Here is a 19,384-nt window from a genome sequence, read left to right as displayed (position 1 = left end):
ATCCGGTTTCGGTTGGAACCGGGTTGTCAGGTCATGGCGCGCGAGTTGACCTGGGCATCAGCGGTCACGACAGTCCCATCGACACCACGGCGGCCGAGCAGGACGTATCCGAGCGCGAGCCCCGTAGCGCCGACGATCTCGACGATCGAGGTGGCCGTCGAATGTGGACCGAAGCCGAACAGCGACACCGTGCCACCGAGCGCGTAGACCACGCCGCCGGATCCCAGCAGCACGCCCGTCCAGCGCCGGCCGTGGCGGGCGAGCAGCACCGCGAGGAGCACGTATCCCAACGGGAAGACGATGTTGGCGGCCAGCACGATGGTGCCGCCCTCGAAATCGACGTCCGCGGACGTGTGCACGCGGTCGGGGGCGTACATCGCCGTCGCGGGGTTGTGGCTGCCGTCGTAGACGATCAGGCCGAACCACAGCATCGTGCCGACGAGAGCGGTGAGGATCGAGGCGAGCTCCCCCGGCCGCAGCCGCCGCGTGCCGAGAGCCAGGAACCCGGCGAGACCGACCGTCAGGACCAGCAGGCTGATGGCCTCCATCGTGTGGGTGAAGATGTACCAGCCGGCGTTGGCGGCGATGTGGTGCCCGTCGCGGGCCGGGTGTGCGATGACGGTGAGCAGGAACAGCGGCCCACCGACGACGGTGGCGAGCCGCGCCACCGACCGCACGAGCCAAGGGTCGATGTCCTGCCTGGGATAGACGACGCTGTGCACGAAGGACTCCATAACTCGAACAGTGTTGTACGAGTTAAGACGCTACATAGGTCGTACAGCGCTGTTCAAGTTATGCGTGGCCCGGCTCACAGGGAGACGCTCAGATGGCGCGCTCGTAGAAGAACGTGCGGCGTTGGCAGATGCGGTTGTCGCGGAAGGCGTACCAGTCCGCGAAGAGGACCTCCACCGACTCCCCGGCGCGGGTGACGCCGGCGAAGTCGCCCCAACAGAAGCCCTGGACCTCGTCGGCCAGCACGCGGACCACGTGATGGCGGCCCGTCGTGATCACCCGCGTGTCGCGGTAGAACGCCAGCCAGGCGTCGATGCCGTGGATGGTCGGGTAGCCGGGACGGTCGTAGATCACGTCCGGCGTGACCATGGCGCACAGTGCCGGCCAGTCCCTGCGGTCGACGGCGGCCAGCAGCGCCATGATGACGGCGGACACGGCTACTCGAGATTCTGCGGCTGCAGCGGCCGCTTCCCCGTGCGCTCCAGCATCTCGAACCAGTTGACGAAGCGCGGGATCAGGATGCCCTGCGGGTCGGTGATGACGAAGATGCCCATCATCTCCTCCGCGTCCGGGTCGTGCGCGTGCGTGGCGTGCTGGTTGATCTGCCAGATGATCTTGCCGCTGCTGCTGTTGGCGTCCTTGACCACCACGAACGACGTGGGTAGCTTCGCCGCGACCTCGCCGATCATGATCGGCAGTTGGGGCCTCGTGACCATGCGGTCGGCCATGTCGCGGTAGTGGTCGAGGTAGGCCGGCGTGATCAGCCGTGACAGCGGAGTCCGCGGGCTGCCGGGCAACCGCCCGTTCTTGAGCTGGAGCAGGCGGTGGTAGCGACAGTCCGTCCGGTTGATGAACTCCTTGAGGTAGTCGCGCTGGATCTGCTCGCCCTCCTCGGTGTTCGACTCCGCGAACACCTCGACATAGGAGTTGACGGCGAAGATCTGCGCGCGTTCCGGCGCTTCGCGGATGACCGCACCGGCGGCGTCGTGGAGCTTGCGGAACTTCTCGATCGCGTCCGAGCCGCGCCCACCGCACCGGTAGTACTCGATGGCGAAGCCGATGTGCTTGTTGAGCCGCTCGATGCTGGCGCGCAGCACCTCGACGTCGTCGGTCGTCGCGATCTCACCGGTCTTGTCCTGGACGCGCTCGACCTGCTCGCGCAGTTCGAGCAGGAGAAACAGGATCATCGCCGCCACGACCAGCAACAGGATGTTGATCAGTGAGATGTAGCGGGACGCCGCCGGGCTGAAGATGTTGCGCAGCAGCTCGGCGACCACGGCGATGAGAACCGAGATGCCGGCCGTGGCGAGAAGCGTGGATTTCTTGTCGGCGAACACCGGTTTCAGGCGTTTCATCAGCCCGCCGTCCGTCCTCGTAGGAGCCTTCAGGCGCATTCAAGCCCGCCGACTCCGGAGAAGACAATTGCCCGGGCGGGCCGTCCCGTGCACCGGACGGCGACGCCGCGCTGACAACCCGGCTGATCACCGCGGGGTGGCGATGACCGCCTCCAGACCGGCGAGGCCCGGAGCCGCGAGGATCTCCGCACCGATGCGCTCCGCCGACTTGCGGTAGTCCGGGTGGGTCAGGACCGTCCGGACCGCCGCGCCGACCGCTGCCGAGGTCGGGTTGTCGGTCTTGAGGTTGACGCCCACGCCCGACCAGGCCACGCGGGCGCTGACCTCCACCTTGTCCTCGGTCGTGCCGGCCACGACCAGCGGCACACCGTGCCGGAGCGCGAACTGCACCCCGCCGTAGCCGCCGTTGGTCACCATCACGTCGGTCAAGGGCAGGAGGAGGTCGTACGGCAGGTAGGAGGCCACCCGCACGTTGGCCGGCAGCGGGCCGTCGAGCGTCTCCACCGGCCGGCCGCCCGTGCTGACCACCACGAGCACGTCGTCGTCGGCCAGCGCGTCGATCGTCGGGCGGATCAGCGCTGAGTAGTCCTGGTTGGCGATGGTCCCCTGGGTGACGTGCACGACCGGGCGGCCGGCGGACAGGTCCCCCCACCATGACGGCAGCGGCTGGTCGAAGCCGCCGCGGCTGACGGGCCCGACGAAGTGCACGTGGTGGTCGCGGTCCGGGCGCGGGTACTCGAAGCCCGGCACCGTGAACTGCACCACCGCGTCCGTCCACGATGGCCAGTCGAGCACGAACCCCGACAGGCGCCTCCCCGTCGCGGCCTGGTGCACCCGCTGCGCGTACCGATGGACGCTCCCGAACACGACCTTCTCCATCGCGACGTTGAGCAACCCGTTGCGCAGCCGGCCGACCGGCCCCGGCATGGGATGCAGGCCGAGCCCGAACGGCGCGGTGTGGCGGCTACGAAGGCTCAGCGGCACGATGCCGAGGCTGACCACCGTGGGCCGGCTCGTCCGTGGGCGCTGTGTCAGGGCGGCGGCGCCGAAGAACAGCATCTCGGCCAGGACCGCGTCGGTCGACTCGGCCGCGAGGGCCGCGTCGACGGCGGCGACCTGCTCGGGCATGGGCCGCAGGAACACCTCGCGGAGGTCGTACCGCAGCCGGTCCAGGCCGGTGTAGTCGTTCCGGGCCGGGAACTCGCGGTCGAGCGCGGTGTCGTCGAAGTCGGCCGCCGCCGGCAGTGACAGGAAGTCGGCGCCGGTGCCGGCGACGGCGTCGCGGTAGCGGGCTCCCGTCAGGAAGCGCACCCGGTGGCCGGTGGCGACGAGGTGGCTCGCCACGCCGAGCAGAGGTGCCACATGCCCGTGCACGGGGCTGCTGCAGAGCAGGACCGAAGACATGGACGTTCTCCTCCGCTAAGATTCGCTGGTGTCATGAAGGATTAACTACGGTCCGACTGGAGTCAATTGAGCGCCGAAACCCGACAGCCGCGCGCCTACCGTTCGCCGCTGCGCAGCCGGCAGGCCGCCGAGACCCGCGACCGGATCCTGGACGCCGCCGGTGCCAGCTTCGCGGCCGACGGCTACGGCCGCACGACGCTCGCCGCCATCGCCGACCGGGCCGGCGTGTCCGTGGAGACCGTCCAGGCCAACGGGCCCAAGCGGGCGCTGCTCGTGGCGGCCTTCGAGCGCGCGTTCACGGGTGACGAGGGCTCGCACCAGATCGCCGAGCGCGAGGTCGGCCGACAGATCCTCGCCACACCCGACCTGGCCGCGATGCGCGCCGGCATCATCGGGTTCGTGGTGGCCGCCAACGAGCGCACGGCGGCGCTCTGGCGCGCGTACGTCTCGGCGGCCGACAGCGACCCCGAGGTGATGGCCGCCCTCGACGACATGTACGCCCGGCGTGGCAACGACATCGCGGCCGCCGTCGCCGGTCTGGTCGAGCGGGGCGCGCCGATCGCCGATCCTCGGCGCGCCGCCGACGTCCTCTCGTTCCTGCTCTCACCCGAGGGCTACGAACAGCTGGTGCTGCGGGCCGGCTGGTCGCACGACGCGTACGCGCGATGGCTCGACGACGCCATCGCCGCCCTGCGCTGAGCGCACACCGTCACACTGTCCGCAACGCCTCGGTGGGCGACAGGCGGGCCGCGCGCAGGGCCGGATACAGCCCCGCACACCCGCCGATCAACAGCGCTGCGACGAGCCCGGCACCGACCGCGTACGCGGGCACCAGGGTCTGCCATCCCCGCGCGGCCGCCATCGCGAACGTGACCGCCGTGCCCAACATGATCCCCGCGATGCCCCCGGCCGCGCCCAGCAGCAGGGACTCCACCAGGAACTGCGCGCCGACATGGCCGCGGGTGGCGCCGAGGGCGCGGCGCAGACCGATCTCGCCACGCCGTTCCAGCACGGAGATGACCAGCACGTTGGCGATGCCGATGCCACCGACCAGCAGCGCGACCGCGCCGAGACCGAGCAGGAGGACGGTGGTGCCGCCGGTGACCGCCAGGCGGGCGGTGAGCGCCTCGGACGGCCGGCTCACCGCGACCTCCTCCGGATGCGCCGGGTTCGCGGCACGGGCCAGCAGACCGGCCACCTCGTCGGTGCGGTCGGTCTGCGCGCGCACGAAGATGCGCGTGGGACTCCCCTCGTAGCCGAACTCGGTCGCCGCCACGGACGCGCCGATGAACGCCGCGGTGTCGAGCTCCGGTGCCAGGTCGACCGGCGCCAGCACCCCGATCACGGTGAACCAGCGACCGCCGAGGTAGACCTGTGGGCGCTCGGCGACGTCGGGAATGCCGAGCACGGTCGCCGCGTAGTTGCCGAGCACCACAGCTGGGTAGCCGCTCACGGCCGAATCCAGGAAGCGGCCGTGCAGCAGCCGGCCGTCGAGGGTCGTGAGCAGGGTCGGGTCGGCGACCCGCACGGACAGGCCGCCCGTGCGTCCACTGGGGATACGGTCGTTGCGGTAGACCCGCACCGGCAGCGTGGCGGTCGCGGCGGCGGAGAGCACCCCGTCGGTACGCGCCACCCCCGGCCCGGCGGTCGGCGGCAGCTCGGCCTCGTCGCCGCCGGTGGTCTTGCCGGTGGCGACGGTGAGCAGGTTGGTGCCGACGCGGTCGATCTCGGCGAGCACGTCGGCCTGGCTCGACTGCGTCACGCCGAGCACCGCGACCATCGCGGCGATGCCGATGGCGACGCCGAGGACCGAGAGCGCGGCCCGGCCCGGCCGTGACCGCAGGCCCACCGTGCTCACCGGCAGCAGGTCGGCCAACCGCAGGCGGGACCTCACGACGCGCTCCCCGAGTCCAGGACGACCAGGCCGTCGCGCAGCTCGACGCGGCGGTCCATGGCCGCGGCGATCCGCTCGTCGTGCGTGATCACCACGATGGTGGTGCCGTCGGCGTTGAGCTCCCGCAGCAGCCCGATCACGCCGTCGCCGGTGACCGAGTCCAGGTTGCCGGTGGGCTCGTCCGCCAGCACCACGGCCGGCCGGCCGACCAGCGCGCGGGCGATCGCCACCCGCTGCCGCTCCCCACCGGACAGCCGCGCGGCCAGGAAATCGGCACGGTGGGCCAGCCCGACCCGTTCGAGCGCGGCCCGCGCCGCCGCGCGCCGCTCGCGACCCGGCACGCCCCGGTAGAGCAGCCCGGTCGCCACGTTCTCCATGGCGGTGAGCCGGTCCAGCAGGACGAACTGTTGGAAGACCACGCCGAGCCGGTGGGCGCGGACCCCCGAGAGCTGCCGGTCGCGCAGCTTCTCGACGGGGCTGCCGGCGATCCGCACCGAACCGTCCGACGGCCGGTCCAACCCCGCGGCGAGGTTCAGCAGGGTGGTCTTGCCGGAGCCGGACGGCCCGAGGACGGCGACCAGTTCGCCGCCGCGCACGGTGAACGTGACGCCGCGCAGTGACTCGACCGGCGGCGGGCCCGGGTAGACCTTCCACACGTCGACGAGTTCGAGGACCGCGGTCATGAGGCCGGCACCTCCACGGACTGACCCTCGGTGAGGCCGCCGACGATCTCCACCTGCCCGCTGAGCTCGTCGAAGCGGCCCGGCTCGACCGTCACCGCGCCGCCACCGGCCAGCCGGACCTGGTAGCCGCCGCCCGGGCGCGCGAGCAGTGCCGCGATCGGCAGGAGCAGCACGTCACTGTCGGCGCCCGTGGTGACGTCGACCGTCACCGGTGTCTCCTCGAGCGTGAATCCGCGTGGGAGTCGGAGGGTGATGGTGACCTGGACGGTGGCTGGGCCGGGGCCTGATGGCGCGGGACCGTCGCCCTCTTCGCCGGGGGCCGTGGCGACCTGGCCGATCGCGGTCACCCGCCCCTCGACCGGGTCGCTGTCCGGCAGAGCGACCCGCACCTGGTCGCCGACGGCCACCTTGCCGCGGGCGTCCGTGCCCAGGTTGGCGATGACCGCCCGGTTCGTCGAGGTGCCGGTGACCACAGTCGCTCCCGGCTCCATCGCGGCGCCGACCTGGACCTGGAGGTCCGTGACCCGCAGCGGCGCGGGCAGGAAGACGACCTGTCCCTGGCTCAGCCGACCGGTCCGCTCGTACGACTTCCGTCCCCAGGATCCTTCCCAGCGCCTGATCGCCGCGGCGGTGGCCGGGCTGAAGTGCCGGTCCACCGTGATCCGATGGTTCGGGTCGAAGCCCATCGCGACCAGGTTCGCCTCGAGTTGGCGCACGTCGGGGCCGTCGGTCATGCCGGAGCCGAAGTCCCGGTAGACGGGCACCGCGCCGATCAGCAGGCGCACCGGCGCGTCCGACACGCGGAAAAGGATGCCGCCGCGGCCGATCGTCGCGCCCGGTTGGGACACGGCGGTGAGCACGCCGGGGAAGCCCTGGTAGGTCACGGCGTACGTACCCGTGTAGGCGAGTGTGCCGTCGATCTGGATGCTCTGGGTCAGGGTGCCCCGCGTCACCGTGGCGGTCCCCGTCGCGATCCCGGCGGTCGGCGTGATGCCGGAGGTCGGCTCGGACCGCGCTGCGTAGACCACGCCGGCGGCGAGCGGAGCGGCCACCGCGATCGCGAGGACCGAACCGGCACGGCGGCGGCGCCGGCTCATTTCTTGCCTCCACCATTGCGGCCGTCCTGGACGGCGACATTGCCGCTCCAGATGCTGCGGCAGGCGTCGGCCGCCTTGTCCATCACAGCACCGGGCACGCCGTTGGCCAGCGTGGTGCCGCGCAGGTCGAACGAGCCGTCAGCGCTGGGGTCCGGCCAGGCCGGTATGCCGTTGGTGCGCAGGCACTCGGCGTACTCCCCCAGCTTGCGCAGGTCGTCGGCGGTGAGCGCCTGCTTGGGACGGAACGCGTTCGGCGGGTATCTGTCCTCGATCGCCTTGCACGCCTCGATGATGTCCTCGTGTTTGCTGGCGTCCTCCTTCCAGTTGTAGCCGTCCTCGGGCGGGAAACTGAGGTAGCCGTCCTCGGTGACCTGGGCGTCGGGCATGCGCGTCAAGCCCTTGTCGCGCATGCACTGGACCCACTCCTGGCCGAGGGCGAGCAACTGCTGCCGGTTCGCCGACGGCGAGGCGGACGGCGCCGCCGATCCGGACGCCGGACCGGGCTGGCAGCCGGCGAGGCCGGCCGCGAGCAACAGCACGAAGAGCACGATGGACCTGGATCGCGTCATGCCCACAGGGTGGTCGCCGGCCGCGGATGATCTCGTCGGACCGCGGTCCCGGCTTCGATCGCGGGTAGTGCGGCCGATGTAGTACCTGGGTCTGACGGCATCGGCGCCCGCCGTTCCTACGATGAGAGCTGTGTCCAGGCCCGTGCCACGCCAGTTGCTGACGGACGCCGCCCTCGCGCTGGCGCTGCTGGCCGCGACCCTGGGGCCGGGTCTCGTGACCGGACTGCTCTCCCCGACGAAGCCCGGCGACCCGACCGGATTCCTGACGCGTACGGGCATTCCGGCGGACCAGGTCTGGTGGGTGTGCACCGGGCTGGCGCTCGCGGGCGTGGTGATCAGGCGGCAGAACGCCGCCGTGGCGCTCGTCCTCACGGCGACGGGGACCCTCGGTCACCTTCTCCTGCAGACCAAGTTCCAGTTGCTCGACCTGGCCCTCCCGCTGGTGATGTACACGGTGGCCAGCGTGAGCCGCAGGCGGCGTTACGTGGTCGGCGCCCTGGCGCTGACCATGATCCTGGCCTACTTCGCGATGTTGGGCAGCCGGCTCGACGTCATGCACGTCCAGAAGGCCGCAGTGGCGGAGAAACGGGCAGAGTTGAACGGCGTGAAGGCCCAGCCGGTGGCACGCGAGGGCACGCCGACGGTGACCGACACGATCGCGAACATCCCCGTCGAGGCGCTGGTCGACACGGGCCAGGCCGTCCTGGAGATGTGGCTTCTGCTGGTCGCGGCGTACGCCGTCGGCGACGGCATGCGGACCCGGCGCGCTCACCTGCTCGCCGTCGAGCAGCGCACCGCCGACCTGGCCCGGCAGGAACGCCAGTCGACGGCGCTCGCGGTCGCGGCCGAGCGGGCCCGCATCACGCGGGAACTGCACGACGTGGTGGCGCACGGCATGTCGGTGATGGTCGTGCAGGCGCAGGGCGCCGCCGCGGCGCTCGACCGGCATCCGGATCGCACGGCCACGGCCTTGCAGCACGTGATCGAGGTCGGGCGGTCGTCGCTGGCCGAGATGCGCCGGCTCCTCGCCGCCGGCCGCACCGAGTCGGCCGAGGACGCCCGGCTCGCGCCGCTGCCGGGCATCGACGCGATCCCCGGACTGGTCGATCAGCTGCGGTCGACGGGCATGCGGATCGACCTGCGGATCGAGGGTGCGCCCGCGGTCATGCCGGCGGCGGTCGACCTGTCCGCGTACCGGATCGTGCAGGAAGCCCTGACCAACACGCTCAAGCACGCGGGCCCGGACGCGGGTGCGTGGGTGCGGCTGGAGTTCGACCCGGAGTTCCTCCGGGTGGAGGTGACCGACGACGGGAAAGGGCTGGCCGAGGGCGTGGACGGGTGTGGCAACGGCCTGCGCGGCATCGCCGAACGCGTCGCCATGCTCGGCGGCACGTTGGAGACCGGAGACGCACCCGACCGCGGCTTCCTGCTCGACGCGACGCTCCCGGTCGAGCTCCGGCGATGACCATCCGGGTGGTGCTGGTCGACGACCAGACGTTGGTACGCACGGGCTTCCGGCTCGTGCTCGACGAGACCGACGACATCGAGGTGGTGGGCGAGGCGGCCGACGGCCCGCGGGCGCTCGACGCGGTGGCGCTCACCCGGCCCGACGTGGTCTTGATGGACGTACGCATGCCAGGCCTCGACGGCATCGAGACCACGCGGCGCATCCGGTCGGGCCAGCACCCCGCCAAGGTCATCATCCTGACCACCTTCGACCTCGACGAGTACGTGCTCGCGGGCCTGCGCGCCGGTGCCAGCGGCTTCCTGCTCAAGGACGCCCTCGCCGCCGACCTGATCTCCGCGGTCCGGGTCGTGGCCGCGGGCGAGTCGGTGGCGGCGCCGAGCGTCACGCGCCGCCTGATCGCGCACTACGTGACCCGGGCACCCGCCCGGCCGGTCTCCGAGGAGCGGCTCGCCGCCCTCACCGCCCGCGAGCGCGAAGTGCTCACCCTGGTCACCCGGGGCATGTCCAACGCCGAGATCGCCGTGGCCCTGGTGCTGTCCGAGAGCACCGTCAAGACGCACCTCGGCCGCGTCCTGGCCAAGCTGGACCTCCGCGACCGGGTCCAGGCGGTCATCCTCGGCTACGAGTGCGGTCTGGCCGCCACCGAATAGGCGAGTCAGGGCGCCGCGACGAGCCCGGACTCCTTGAGGTCGGCCCAGAGCGCGGGCGGCACGGGATGGCGCAGGAGCGCGACGCTCTCCCGCACCTCCGCCGGTGAGCGGGCGCCGACCAGCACCGACGTCACCGCGGGGTGGCCGAACGGGAATTGGATCGCCGCCGCCAGGAGCGGCACGTCATGGCGGGCGCAGACCGCCCGCAGGGCCGCGCTGCGCTCTCCTGGCGCGGTGAGCAGGCCGCCCTGGAACACGCCCGCGGCGAGCACCGCGATGCCCCGCGCCGCGCACAGGGGCAGCAGTTCGTGGAGCGCGGACTGGTCGAGCAACGTGTATCGGCCGGCGATCAGCACACAGTCGAGCGCGGGCGCGGCGCGCACGAACGCGGCGGCGGCGTCGGCGTGGTTGCTGCCGATCGAGACCGCGTCGATGACGCCGCTGTCGCGCAGAGCGACCAGCTCCGGGTACGCCTCGGCGAGCGCCGTGGCGGCGTCCAGGTCAGGGTCGTGGACGTGCAGCACGTGGGCGCGCGGCAGGTCCATTCTGTCCAAGCTTTCGGCGAGGGAACGGCGCACGGCCGGGCGCGTGTAGTCCAGCCGCGGACCGACGCCCGGGGGCGGATCGGCCCAGATCGGTTGGGTGTCCGGGCCGCCGGGCTCGATCAGCCGGCCCACCTTGGTCGCGAGCACGTAGCCGTCGCGGTCGCGGTCGTGCAGGGCGTGGCCGGCCCGGGTTTCCGAGCGGCCGTACCCGTAGACCGGCGCCGTGTCGAAGAGCCGGACGCCGAGGTCCCACGCCTGCTCGATGGTGGCCGCGGCGTCGGCGTCGCTGACGGGCGTGAAGAGACCGCCGATGGAGGCGAGGCCGAGACCGAGCCGGCTGACCCGCAGCCCGGTCCGCCCGAGCGGAACCATCTCGTCAGCGCGCATGCCGGCCACCGTACCCGTTGCCGGCCAATCTCTATATGGATAGAGTTACGCGGTGACTCGCAGTCGACGCCCGTCCCCGCAGACGTTGGCGGTGCTCATGGCCCTTGCCGCCGACCCGTCGCAGTGGCGCTACGGCTATGAACTGGGCCAGGAGGTCGACCTGAAGGCCGGGTCCCTCTACCCGATCCTGATGCGATTGTCGGACCGGGGTCTGGTGGAGTCGCGCTGGGAGCCGGACCCACCGCCGGGCCGGCCGGCCCGGCACCTCTACCGGGTGACCTCGGCGGGTGTGGCCCTGGCGGTCGCCTCCCCGGCCGGTGCGGTGTGGCACCCCGGCGAGCCGCGGAGTGCGTGGTGAACGCGCCGGACCGCGTGCTGGCCGCCGCGGTGCGCCTGCTTCCGCCGGGCCGCCGGGAGTGGGGCACCGCGATGCGGGCAGAACTCGCGAGCCTGCGTGGCGACCGTTGGCGTTTCACGCTGGGCTGTGTGCGGGCCGTCGCGACGCTGCCGGCGGTCTGGCGGCGCGCCGCGGGGCCGACCCTGCTTCTCGGCGTCGTCGCCGCGACGGTGTGGTTCACCGCCGACGTCGGTTACGAACCGCTGCGGTGGGGTCTGGTCGGCCTGGTCTGCACGCTGGTGGTGATCGCGTGCCTCGGCCGGTTGCGGCCACTGGGCCCGGTCGGCGATCATGCGGCCGCGCGGGCCGTGCGTGCCGGCGGCCTCCTGCTCATCGGCGCGCTGGCCGCCGAAACCGTCGTCTCCCTGGCCCACAAGGACAGCCGTGACGTCACCGGCGTGCCGGTGCTCACGGTGATGTTCGCGGGCTACCTGCTCGGTTTCCTCGCACTGACCGCCCGCCGGTCCACCGCGAGCAGCCGCACACTGGTCGCGGGCGCACTCGCGGGTGTCGGGGCTGCCGCGGCCTGGACCGCCATGGTCTTCGCCTTCCCACCGATCCCGCCCGGCCCGGCCCTCGCGGTGCTCACGATCGCTCTCGGCGCAGGGGTTGCCGCAACGATCGCCGGCCACCGGGCGGCGCTGCTCGCCGCGTCCTGCGCCGGCACGGTCGGCGCCCTCCTGACGCTGCACGCCGTGCTTGCGCTGTCCACGTGGGGCCCGGCCGGCCTCATCCCGGACCTGGCCCCGGCCGCCCTGACCCCGGCCGACAACCTGGCCAACAGCCGCATCGAACTCCAGGACCCGTACCTCTGGCTGCTCCTCCTCGGCTGGCTGATCGCCCTGACCCAAGCGGCACCGCTCGTCAAGAACGCCGCCAGCCAAGCACGTCATCGGTTATGAGCGGCCTCCCGCCGTCCCGGCGTGCGCCGGACGATAGGCCGCGACGGAAGGGCGTGCCACGGTGAGCACGTAGAGCAGCAGGCCCGCCGTGGTGAGGACGAAGCCCGCCCAGACGGTCGATAGGGTGCCCCAGCCCGCGTTCAGGGTGAGCGCGCCGCCGATCGCGCCCAGTGAGTTGGCCAGGTTGAGAGCCGCCAGGTTGAGGGTGCCCATCAGGGTCGGTGCGTCGGGCGCGAAGGCGGTGAGCCGGACCTGGATGGTGGGGATCGCGAACATCATGGTCGCGCCGACGCCGAAGAGGCACGGCAGCAGAACGGTCAGGTTGTTGCCCGCCGCGCCGATCAGTGCCAGCAGGACCAGGACGCCGCCGTACCCCCAGATCAGGCCCTGGTGCTCGGACCGGTCCGCGACGCGTCCGCCCAGGTAGTTGCCGACCGCCATGCCCAGGCCGAACACCGCCAGCGCGATCGGGATGAGCGACGCGTCCCGCACCGCGGCGTCGGTGACGAACGGGCCGATGAACGTGTAGACGGCGAAGATGCTGGAGATACCGAGCGCGGCGACGGCGACCATCACCCAGACGTTCCACCGCCGCAGGGCGGCCAACTCGCTCGTGACGGAACTGCCGCGCAGGTCGTCGGTGCGGGGCAGCCAGGCCACCAGAGCGACGCCGGCGGCCAGCCCGAGGGCGACGACGGTCCAGTACATGGCGCGCCAGCCGGCGTGCTGCCCGATGAAGGTGCCCAGCGGCGACCCGAAGATGGTGGCGACGGTGAGTCCGCCCATCACCGTCGCGAATGCCTTGCCGCCCTGGCCCGGGCCGTACGCGTAGGCCGCGACGACCGCGCCCGCGCCGAAGAACGCACCCTGCACGCTGCCGGCGACGAACCGGAAGGCGACCAGCGAGGCGAGGTCCGGCGCCACCGCCGAGAGCCCGTTGCCGGCCAGGAACAGCACGATCAGGCCGAGGAGCAGAGCACGCCGGTTGACCCGCGCCGCCAGCACGGTGATCAGTGGCGAGCCGATGATCACCCCGAAGGCGTACGCGGTGATCGCGTGTGTCGCTCCCGCGATCGACACGTCAAGGTCCGACGCGAACAGTTGGATGATGCCATTGCTGCCGAACTCGCCGGTGCCGATCGCGAAGGTGCCGAGCGCGAGCGCGAACACCGTGAGCCTCGGATGTCTGATGGGCGACGTCGCCGACGTGTGCCGTTCCGCTTCGGCCGCACACTGGCCCTCGTAGGCGCGCTGATGCATCGGGCCACCGTAGGAACCGCCGCTTGACGACTACTGAACGGAAGTCAACCCATCGAGGGTTGTCCATTCCGGGGTTGTCAAACGCGTCGACCTAGTTTGCGGGCATGACAACAACGCCGAGCGCCACGGCCCAGATCTGGGGTCTGCGCATACACGTCCTGTGTTATCTCGTGTCCAACGTCATCCAGGTGATCGTGTGGTGGTACTACACCCCGGACCAGTTCTTCTGGCCGCTGTGGTCGATTCTGGGCTGGGCCGTCTGGTTGATCATCCACTACTGGTGGGCCAAGGCGTCCATCGCGAAGACCGCCAAGCGCTGAGCCGTGTCGTTTCTGCTGGAGTTCGTACGCGATCCGTTGGGTGTCGGTGCCGTCGCCCCGAGCAGCCCGGCGTTGGCGCGTGCCGCGACGGCCGTGGTGCCGCGGACCGGTGCCCCGGTCGTCGTCGAGCTAGGCCCGGGCACCGGCGCCTTCACCGGTGCGATTCAGGAGCGCCTCGGTGGACGCGGCCGGCACATCGCGGTCGAGCGCAACCCACGGTTCGCGCTGCAGTTGGCCGGGTCGCATCCGGGGGTCGAGGTCGTCAACGCGGACGCGACCGACCTGGCGGCGGTGCTCGCCGGACGCGGGCTCAGCCAGGCCGACGTCGTGGTCAGCGGCCTACCGTGGGCGGCGTTCGCCGAGAGCCGCCAGCGCGGGGTGCTGTCCGCCGTGGCCGCCGTTCTGCCGCCCGACGGAGTGTTCACCACGTTCGCGTACGTGCACACCCGGTGGGCGCCACCCGCGCTGCGGTTGCGCCGATCCATCGCCGCCCTGTTCGACGAGGTCGTCGTCGGGCGGACGGAGTGGGCCAACCTGCCGCCGGCTCTCGTGTACTACTGCCGTCGTCCCGCGGCTGGAATAGTCAGCCGATGGACCTCGCCCCGCTACGCGAGCGCGATTTCGCACTCCTCTTCACCGCCGGGCTGATCTCGCTCACCGGCAACTGGGTCCTCAGCGTGGCACTGCCGCTGGCGGTCCTGGGGTTGACCGGCTCACCCGCCGCCGTCTCCGTCGTCGTCGTCGCCTCGCTGCTCGGCACGATCTCGGCGGGCGCGGTCGCCGGGGTCTACGTGGACCGGTGGGACCGGCGCCGGGTCGTCGTGACGGTCAATGTCCTGCAGGTGGTCGCGCTGTTGCCGCTGCTGCTGGTGCGTACCGCCGACGACGTGTGGATCGTGGTGGTGGTCGCGTTCGCGACTCAGGCGCTGGCCCAGTTCTTCCAACCGGCGGAGAACGCGTTGCTGCCCCAACTCGTGGACGCCACCCGGCTGCCGGCCGCCAACGCGCTGAACGCGCTGAACAACAACGTGGCCCGGCTGGTCGGCCCGGCGCTCGGCGGCGTGATCGCGGTGGCGGGTGGGCTGGCCGGCGCGGCGGTGCTCGACGCCGCGACGTTCGCGGTCGCGGCGGTGCTCTGCGGGCTGATCCGCGGCCGCCACCGGGCCGAGGCGTCGGACAACCGCGACCTCCGCCGCGAGTTGCTGGAGGGCTTGCGCGCCGTGGCGCACAACCGGATCGTCCGGGCGATCTTCGTCATCATCGCGGTCTCGTCGGTGGGCGAGGGCATGATGGGCACGCTGTTCGCGGTGTACGTCACGAAGGCGCTGCACGCCGGCGGCCGGGAGCTGGGCTGGCTGATGTCGGCGCAGGCGGTCGGCGGCATCATCGGCAGCCTGGCGGCCACCCGGATCACCGCGCGCTTCCGCCCGGTCCCGCTGATCACCACCTGTTGGACCTTCTTCGGGGTGGTCGACGTGATCATCTTCAACTACCCGCGCTGGGACACGACGTTCTGGCCGGTCCTCGCCCTGTTCGTGGTGGTCGGCATCCCGGTGGGCATCCACGTCGGCGCCATCTGGACCCTCTTCCAGATCGAGACCCCGGACCGGCTGCGCGGCCGGGCGTTCTCGGCGATCTGGCTGGGCGCGTCGATCGCCTCCGTGGTCGGGGCCGGAATAGCCGGCGCCCTGGGCGACCGCATCGACGTGCTCACCCTGCTCACGGTGCAGGGCGCGGGCTGCGTCGTGGCAGGCCTGAGCTTCCGCCTCCTGGCAGGCAAGGGCCCGGGCTCACTGGTACGCCCGGAACCCCAACCGAAGGCAGCCGAGGCAACGGCCCACTGAAGCCGCGGCTCCTCCACTAGGCGGCCGAGACGACGACCGGGACCGGGAGGAGGGTGACCCGGACGGCCGTGCCGGGCGGCAGGTCCGCCAGCCGGGCGCTGGATACCTGGGCGACGACGAGCGTGTCGTCGGGCAGCGTCACCGTCACCCGGGAGAGCGGGCCGAGGAAGCTCACCGCGACCACCCGACCCGCTCCGGCCGGGTCCGCGGTCACCTCGACCGACTCCGGGCGCACCAGCGCCGTGGCCGGACCGCTGCTGACCGCGCCGGGGTTCATCAGTGGCAGCCGGGTGTCCAGCACCTCGACGCCGCCGTCCTTGACGTGGCCCGCGAACCGGTTGCTCAGCCCCACGAACTCGGCGACGAACCCGGTGGCCGGGCTGCGGTAGATGTCCTCCGGTGAACCGATCTGCTCCAGGCGACCCGCGCGCATCACCCCGACGCGGTCGGCCAGGGCGAGTGCCTCCTCCTGGTCGTGGGTGACGAACAGGGTCGTGGTGCCGACCTCCAGCTGGATGCGCCGGATCTCGTCGCGCAACTGGATGCGAACCTTCGCGTCGAGCGCCGACAGTGGCTCGTCGAGGAGCAGCACCTGCGGCTGGATCGCGAGCGCCCGCGCCAGCGCCACCCGCTGTTGCTGGCCGCCCGAGAGCTGCTGCGGATAGTGGTCGGCGTGCGTGCCGATCCCGACGAGGTCGAGCATGTCGCGCGCCCGCCGGCGCCGCGCGGCCGCCGACTGGCGGCGCAGGCGCAGCCCGAACTCGACGTTCTCCACCGCGGTCAGGTGCGGGAACAGGCTGTACGCCTGGAACACCATGCCCATGTCGCGGCGGTTGACCGGGACGTTGGCGATGTCCTTGCCGCCGACCAGGATCCGGCCCGAGTCCGCGTCCTCCAGACCGGCCAGGATGCGCAGCGCGGTCGTCTTCCCGCACCCGGACGGCCCGAGCAACGCGACCAACTCCCCCGGGCTCATGTCGAGGTCGAGGCCGTCGAGCGCCTGCAGGTCCCCGAACCGGCGGCTGACGTTCTCCAGGCGCACCGCCACGCCGGTGGACACGGCTGTTGTCGTCGTCACGAGGTGGTCCTTTCCCGACGGGATCGACGCCGCTTGCCACCGGCGAAGGAGAGCAGGAACAGCAGCACGAAGGCGAGCACCAGCGCCGCCAGGGACACCGCGAACGAGATCGTGGCGCTGCTCTTGCCGAGCTGGTTGATGGCGACCTGCACGTTGTCGCGGTTGAGCAGCGACGCGATGGTGAACTCGCCGAGCACCAGCGCCACCGTGAGGAAGGCGGCGGAGAGCACGGCGGAGCGGATGTTCGGCAGCACGACCCGCCACATCACCGTGGCCCAGCCGGCGCCGAGGCTGCGGGCGGCCTCGGCGAGGGTCCGCACGTCGATGGCCGACAGTCCGGTGTCGATCGCCCGGTAGGCGAACGGCAGGGCGAGGATGGTGTACGCGAACGTGAGCGTCAGCGACGACCCGCCGACGAAGTAGACGACCCAGGCGTACACCGGTGCCAGGCCGACCACGAGGACGATCGCCGGAATCGTCAACGGCAGGAGGCAGACGAACTCCACCAGCCGGCGCAGCCGCGGGAGCCGCAGGCGCACCCAGACCACGGTCGGCACGAGCAGCACCAGCGTCAGCGCCACGGAGAGCAGCACGAGCCAGAAGGACGCTTTCATGCCCGTCCACAGCACCGGGTACGTCTCGCTGAGCTGCTGGAAGTCGAACAGCTCGCGCCAGGTGTCCCACGTCAGCGTCCCGCCGGGGCCGCGGGTGGTGAACTCGAGCAGCGCCACCAGCGGCAGCAGGAAGACGATCGACAGGACGGTGACGATGACCCAGCGCAGCACCCGCTGCCGGCGGGCCCTGCGACGCACTAGTCCAGCCATCTCGACGTCCTCCGCTGCAGGGTGGCGTAGAGCGCCATGACGACCGCGACGACCACGACCATGCCGAGCGCCATCGCCTTGCCCAGGTTCTCGCGACCGAGCAGCACCTCGCTGGTCAGCGCGGAGCGGATCTGCAGCGGCACGATCGGGCTGCCCTGGCTGACCAGCGCGGCCGCCGTCGCGTACGCCGAGAACGCGTTGGCGAACAGCAACAGCGTCGAGCCGATGAAGGCCGGCGCGAGCAGCGGCCCGGCCACCCGCCGCCAGTAGTGCCACGTCGACCCGCCGAGGCTCTCCGTCGCCTCCCGCCACTGTGGACGGATGCCGTCGAGCGCGGGCAGGAACACGATGACCATCAACGGAATCTGGAAGTACGTGTAGACCAGCACCAGGCCGGGCAGGTCGTAGAGCCAGACGCCGCCCGCGAAGATGTCGATGCCGAGCGAGTCGCGCAGGAACAGCGTGACGAAGCCGCTCAGGCCGATCGTCGCCATGAACGCGAACGCCAGCGTGACGCCGCCGAACTGGGCCAGCACGCCGCACGCCGAGGTGACCACCCGCCGGACGACGCTGTCCGGTCGGGCGGTCACCAGGGCATAGCCGAGCAGGGCGCCGATCACCGCACCCAGGACCGCGGTCACCGCGGACAGCACGATGCTGCGGACGAACGCCTGGACGATGTAGCCGTCGGCCAGTGCCGTCACGTTGTCCAGGGTCACCCGATTCTGGTCGTCGAGGAAGGCACCGATCGCCACCACCAGGGTGGGGATGATCAGGAAGATGCCCACGAAGACCAGGAACGGGACCACCCCGAGGAGGTCACGACGCCTGCTCATCGGTGCTCAGCCGACTACTTTGGCCCAGTTGGCGGCGAGGTAGTCGTTGGCCGCCTTGGTCTGCGCCTCGGTCAGGAAGACCGGGGTGCCGGTGACCTGGGGCAGCGCGCTGAAGGCGGCGGTGTCGAGCGTGCCCGCGGTCTTCATGGCGTCGGCCCGGACCGGCCGGGCGCCGCCCTTGAGCCACAGGTTCTGACCCTCGTCGCTGTAAAGGAACTCCTGCCACAGGCGGGCCGCGGCCGGGTGCGGCGCGTCGACGCTGATGGCCTGGACGTAGTAGGAGCCGACAACGGCGTTCGCGGGTACGACGGTCTTCCAGTCGACCTTGCCCTTCAGCTTCGCGCCCTGTGCCACGTTGAGGTAGTCCCAGTCGAAGACCACGGGGGTCTGGCCGGACTCGACCGTCGCCGGGGTCGGGTCGACCGGCAGGAAGTTGCCGGCCTTCTTCAACGAACCGAAGAAGTCGACGCCCTTCGCGATGTCGTCCGCGGAACCGCCGTTGCCCAGCGCGGCCGCGACGACGCCGTTGAACGCGGCACCGGCCTGCGTCGGGTCACCGTTGAGGGCCACCTTCCCCTTGAACGCGGGGCCGAGCAGGTCGGCGACGGCGGCGGGCGCCGGCACCTTCGCTGCGTCGTACCCGATCGACATGTAGCCGCCGTAGTCGTTGACCCACGTGCCGTTGGCCTCTTTCAGCGCCGCCGGGATGTCGTCCCAGGTGGCGACCTTGTACGGCGCGAACATCGACGTGTTGGCCAGCGCGACGGCCGTGCCGAGGTCGAACACGTCCGGTGCGCCGCCCTGACCCTTCAACTGCTTGGCGGCGTTGATCTCGTCCTGGCTGGACGCGTCGGGCTGCGCCGAGTTGACCTTGATGCCGTACTTGTCGCTGAAGGCCTTGATGATCTCGCCGTAGTTGGCCCAGTCCGGGGGCAACGCGATGACGTTGAGCTCACCCTCCTTCTTGGCGGCCTCGACGAGCTTGTCCATCCCACCCACGTCCGCGGCGCTCGTGGCCTTCGCGGCGTCACTCGCCGCGGCCTCGTTGTTGCTCGACGGTGGGGAGCAGGCGGAAAGGGCCAGCACGACGGCGGACAACGCCGCCAGGGCCCCACTGCGGGTAATCGTGATTCGCACGG

22 protein-coding genes are annotated in these 19,384 nt (G+C 71.5%); 8 read left to right on the top strand and 14 right to left on the bottom strand.

From position 1 onward, the window contains the following. Positions 1-26: 26 nt before the first annotated feature. The 4 genes from Air01nite_RS14640 to Air01nite_RS14625 all read right to left on the bottom strand — a co-directional run bounded on the left by Air01nite_RS14640 (position 27) and on the right by Air01nite_RS14625 (position 3,491). Positions 27-734 (bottom strand): hypothetical protein, encoded by a 708-nt coding sequence (locus tag Air01nite_RS14640; RefSeq protein ID WP_203702773.1) that lies wholly within the window; start codon positions 732-734, stop codon positions 27-29. Positions 735-822: 88 nt separating this feature from the next. Continuing rightward, positions 823-1,167 (bottom strand): nuclear transport factor 2 family protein, encoded by a 345-nt coding sequence (locus Air01nite_RS14635; protein WP_203702771.1) that lies wholly within the window; start codon positions 1,165-1,167, stop codon positions 823-825. 2 nt (positions 1,168-1,169) lie between these two features. Next, positions 1,170-2,087 (bottom strand): hypothetical protein, encoded by a 918-nt coding sequence (locus Air01nite_RS14630; RefSeq protein WP_203702770.1) that lies wholly within the window; start codon positions 2,085-2,087, stop codon positions 1,170-1,172. A 126-nt stretch (positions 2,088-2,213) separates the two neighbouring features. Next, on the bottom strand, positions 2,214-3,491 hold the full coding sequence (locus Air01nite_RS14625) for a glycosyltransferase (protein ID WP_203702769.1): 1,278 nt from the start codon (positions 3,489-3,491) through the stop codon (positions 2,214-2,216). Between the two features lie 66 nt (positions 3,492-3,557). Between Air01nite_RS14625 and Air01nite_RS14620 the strand changes: the two genes are divergently transcribed. Then, positions 3,558-4,190 carry a TetR/AcrR family transcriptional regulator gene (locus tag Air01nite_RS14620; RefSeq protein ID WP_203702768.1) on the top strand — a complete coding sequence of 211 codons (633 nt, stop codon included), beginning with the start codon at positions 3,558-3,560 and terminating at the stop codon, positions 4,188-4,190. A gap of 10 nt (positions 4,191-4,200) precedes the next feature. On the opposite strand, the gene Air01nite_RS14615 is transcribed toward Air01nite_RS14620, so the two are convergent. From Air01nite_RS14615 to Air01nite_RS14600, 4 genes are read right to left on the bottom strand one after another with little or no spacing between them, the layout of a single operon-like run. Further along, positions 4,201-5,385 (bottom strand): ABC transporter permease, encoded by a 1,185-nt coding sequence (locus tag Air01nite_RS14615; RefSeq protein WP_203702767.1) that lies wholly within the window; start codon positions 5,383-5,385, stop codon positions 4,201-4,203. Then, complete coding sequence (locus tag Air01nite_RS14610) at positions 5,382-6,068, bottom strand: ABC transporter ATP-binding protein (protein WP_203702766.1); 687 nt, start codon at positions 6,066-6,068, stop codon at positions 5,382-5,384. The genes Air01nite_RS14615 and Air01nite_RS14610 overlap by 4 nt, the downstream gene beginning before the upstream one ends. Then, complete coding sequence (locus Air01nite_RS14605; RefSeq protein WP_203702764.1) at positions 6,065-7,165, bottom strand: efflux RND transporter periplasmic adaptor subunit; 1,101 nt, start codon at positions 7,163-7,165, stop codon at positions 6,065-6,067. Before Air01nite_RS14605 ends, Air01nite_RS14610 begins: the two co-directional genes overlap by 4 nt. Beyond that, positions 7,162-7,734 (bottom strand): hypothetical protein, encoded by a 573-nt coding sequence (locus Air01nite_RS14600; RefSeq protein ID WP_203702763.1) that lies wholly within the window; start codon positions 7,732-7,734, stop codon positions 7,162-7,164. The genes Air01nite_RS14605 and Air01nite_RS14600 overlap by 4 nt, the downstream gene beginning before the upstream one ends. A 130-nt stretch (positions 7,735-7,864) precedes the next feature. Here Air01nite_RS14600 and Air01nite_RS14595 point away from each other — a divergent pair, with 130 nt between their 5' ends. Both Air01nite_RS14595 and Air01nite_RS14590 read left to right on the top strand, forming a co-directional pair. After that, positions 7,865-9,199 (top strand): sensor histidine kinase, encoded by a 1,335-nt coding sequence (locus tag Air01nite_RS14595; protein WP_203702762.1) that lies wholly within the window; start codon positions 7,865-7,867, stop codon positions 9,197-9,199. Continuing rightward, positions 9,196-9,852 (top strand): response regulator, encoded by a 657-nt coding sequence (locus Air01nite_RS14590; RefSeq protein ID WP_203702760.1) that lies wholly within the window; start codon positions 9,196-9,198, stop codon positions 9,850-9,852. Before Air01nite_RS14595 ends, Air01nite_RS14590 begins: the two co-directional genes overlap by 4 nt. A 5-nt stretch (positions 9,853-9,857) precedes the next feature. Here Air01nite_RS14590 and Air01nite_RS14585 read toward each other — a convergent pair whose 3' ends face one another. Then, positions 9,858-10,784, bottom strand: coding sequence for an aldo/keto reductase (locus tag Air01nite_RS14585; protein ID WP_203702759.1), 927 nt, complete (start codon positions 10,782-10,784; stop codon positions 9,858-9,860). 52 nt (positions 10,785-10,836) lie between these two features. Here Air01nite_RS14585 and Air01nite_RS41580 point away from each other — a divergent pair, with 52 nt between their 5' ends. Both Air01nite_RS41580 and Air01nite_RS41575 read left to right on the top strand, forming a co-directional pair. Then, positions 10,837-11,142, top strand: a complete 306-nt coding sequence (locus Air01nite_RS41580; RefSeq protein ID WP_275408201.1) for a PadR family transcriptional regulator — start codon at positions 10,837-10,839, stop codon at positions 11,140-11,142. Further along, on the top strand, positions 11,139-12,083 hold the full coding sequence (locus Air01nite_RS41575; protein ID WP_203702757.1) for a hypothetical protein: 945 nt from the start codon (positions 11,139-11,141) through the stop codon (positions 12,081-12,083). The genes Air01nite_RS41580 and Air01nite_RS41575 overlap by 4 nt, the downstream gene beginning before the upstream one ends. Here the strand turns inward: Air01nite_RS41575 and Air01nite_RS14570 are convergent. Next, on the bottom strand, positions 12,078-13,343 hold the full coding sequence (locus tag Air01nite_RS14570; RefSeq protein WP_203702755.1) for an MFS transporter: 1,266 nt from the start codon (positions 13,341-13,343) through the stop codon (positions 12,078-12,080). The two genes, Air01nite_RS41575 and Air01nite_RS14570, sit on opposite strands and share 6 nt — an antisense overlap. A gap of 104 nt (positions 13,344-13,447) precedes the next feature. Here Air01nite_RS14570 and Air01nite_RS14565 point away from each other — a divergent pair, with 104 nt between their 5' ends. The 3 genes from Air01nite_RS14565 to Air01nite_RS14555 are packed head-to-tail and all read left to right on the top strand — an operon-like array spanning position 13,448 to position 15,507. Further along, positions 13,448-13,663, top strand: coding sequence for a 2TM domain-containing protein (locus Air01nite_RS14565; protein ID WP_203702753.1), 216 nt, complete (start codon positions 13,448-13,450; stop codon positions 13,661-13,663). 3 nt (positions 13,664-13,666) lie between these two features. Continuing rightward, on the top strand, positions 13,667-14,311 hold the full coding sequence (locus Air01nite_RS14560) for a class I SAM-dependent methyltransferase (protein ID WP_203702751.1): 645 nt from the start codon (positions 13,667-13,669) through the stop codon (positions 14,309-14,311). Then, positions 14,254-15,507, top strand: coding sequence for an MFS transporter (locus Air01nite_RS14555; RefSeq protein ID WP_203702749.1), 1,254 nt, complete (start codon positions 14,254-14,256; stop codon positions 15,505-15,507). Before Air01nite_RS14560 ends, Air01nite_RS14555 begins: the two co-directional genes overlap by 58 nt. Positions 15,508-15,523: 16 nt before the next feature. Here the strand turns inward: Air01nite_RS14555 and Air01nite_RS14550 are convergent, their stop codons facing one another. Genes Air01nite_RS14550 through Air01nite_RS14535 form a run of 4 tightly spaced genes read right to left on the bottom strand, consistent with a single transcriptional unit; the run spans position 15,524 to position 19,382 of the window. Next, on the bottom strand, positions 15,524-16,585 hold the full coding sequence (locus Air01nite_RS14550; protein WP_239090717.1) for an ABC transporter ATP-binding protein: 1,062 nt from the start codon (positions 16,583-16,585) through the stop codon (positions 15,524-15,526). After that, positions 16,582-17,409 carry an ABC transporter permease gene (locus Air01nite_RS14545; RefSeq protein WP_203702747.1) on the bottom strand — a complete coding sequence of 276 codons (828 nt, stop codon included), beginning with the start codon at positions 17,407-17,409 and terminating at the stop codon, positions 16,582-16,584. Before Air01nite_RS14545 ends, Air01nite_RS14550 begins: the two co-directional genes overlap by 4 nt. After that, on the bottom strand, positions 17,397-18,245 hold the full coding sequence (locus Air01nite_RS14540) for an ABC transporter permease (protein WP_203702745.1): 849 nt from the start codon (positions 18,243-18,245) through the stop codon (positions 17,397-17,399). The genes Air01nite_RS14545 and Air01nite_RS14540 overlap by 13 nt, the downstream gene beginning before the upstream one ends. A gap of 6 nt (positions 18,246-18,251) precedes the next feature. Continuing rightward, on the bottom strand, positions 18,252-19,382 hold the full coding sequence (locus tag Air01nite_RS14535; protein WP_239090716.1) for an ABC transporter substrate-binding protein: 1,131 nt from the start codon (positions 19,380-19,382) through the stop codon (positions 18,252-18,254). Positions 19,383-19,384 lie beyond the last annotated feature (2 nt).

It is taken from the genome of Asanoa iriomotensis, from assembly GCF_016862515.1.
Classification (GTDB): domain Bacteria; phylum Actinomycetota; class Actinomycetes; order Mycobacteriales; family Micromonosporaceae; genus Asanoa; species Asanoa iriomotensis.
The sequence above is the reverse complement of the archived record's forward strand: the minus strand, read 5'-3'. Positions and strand labels throughout refer to the sequence as shown.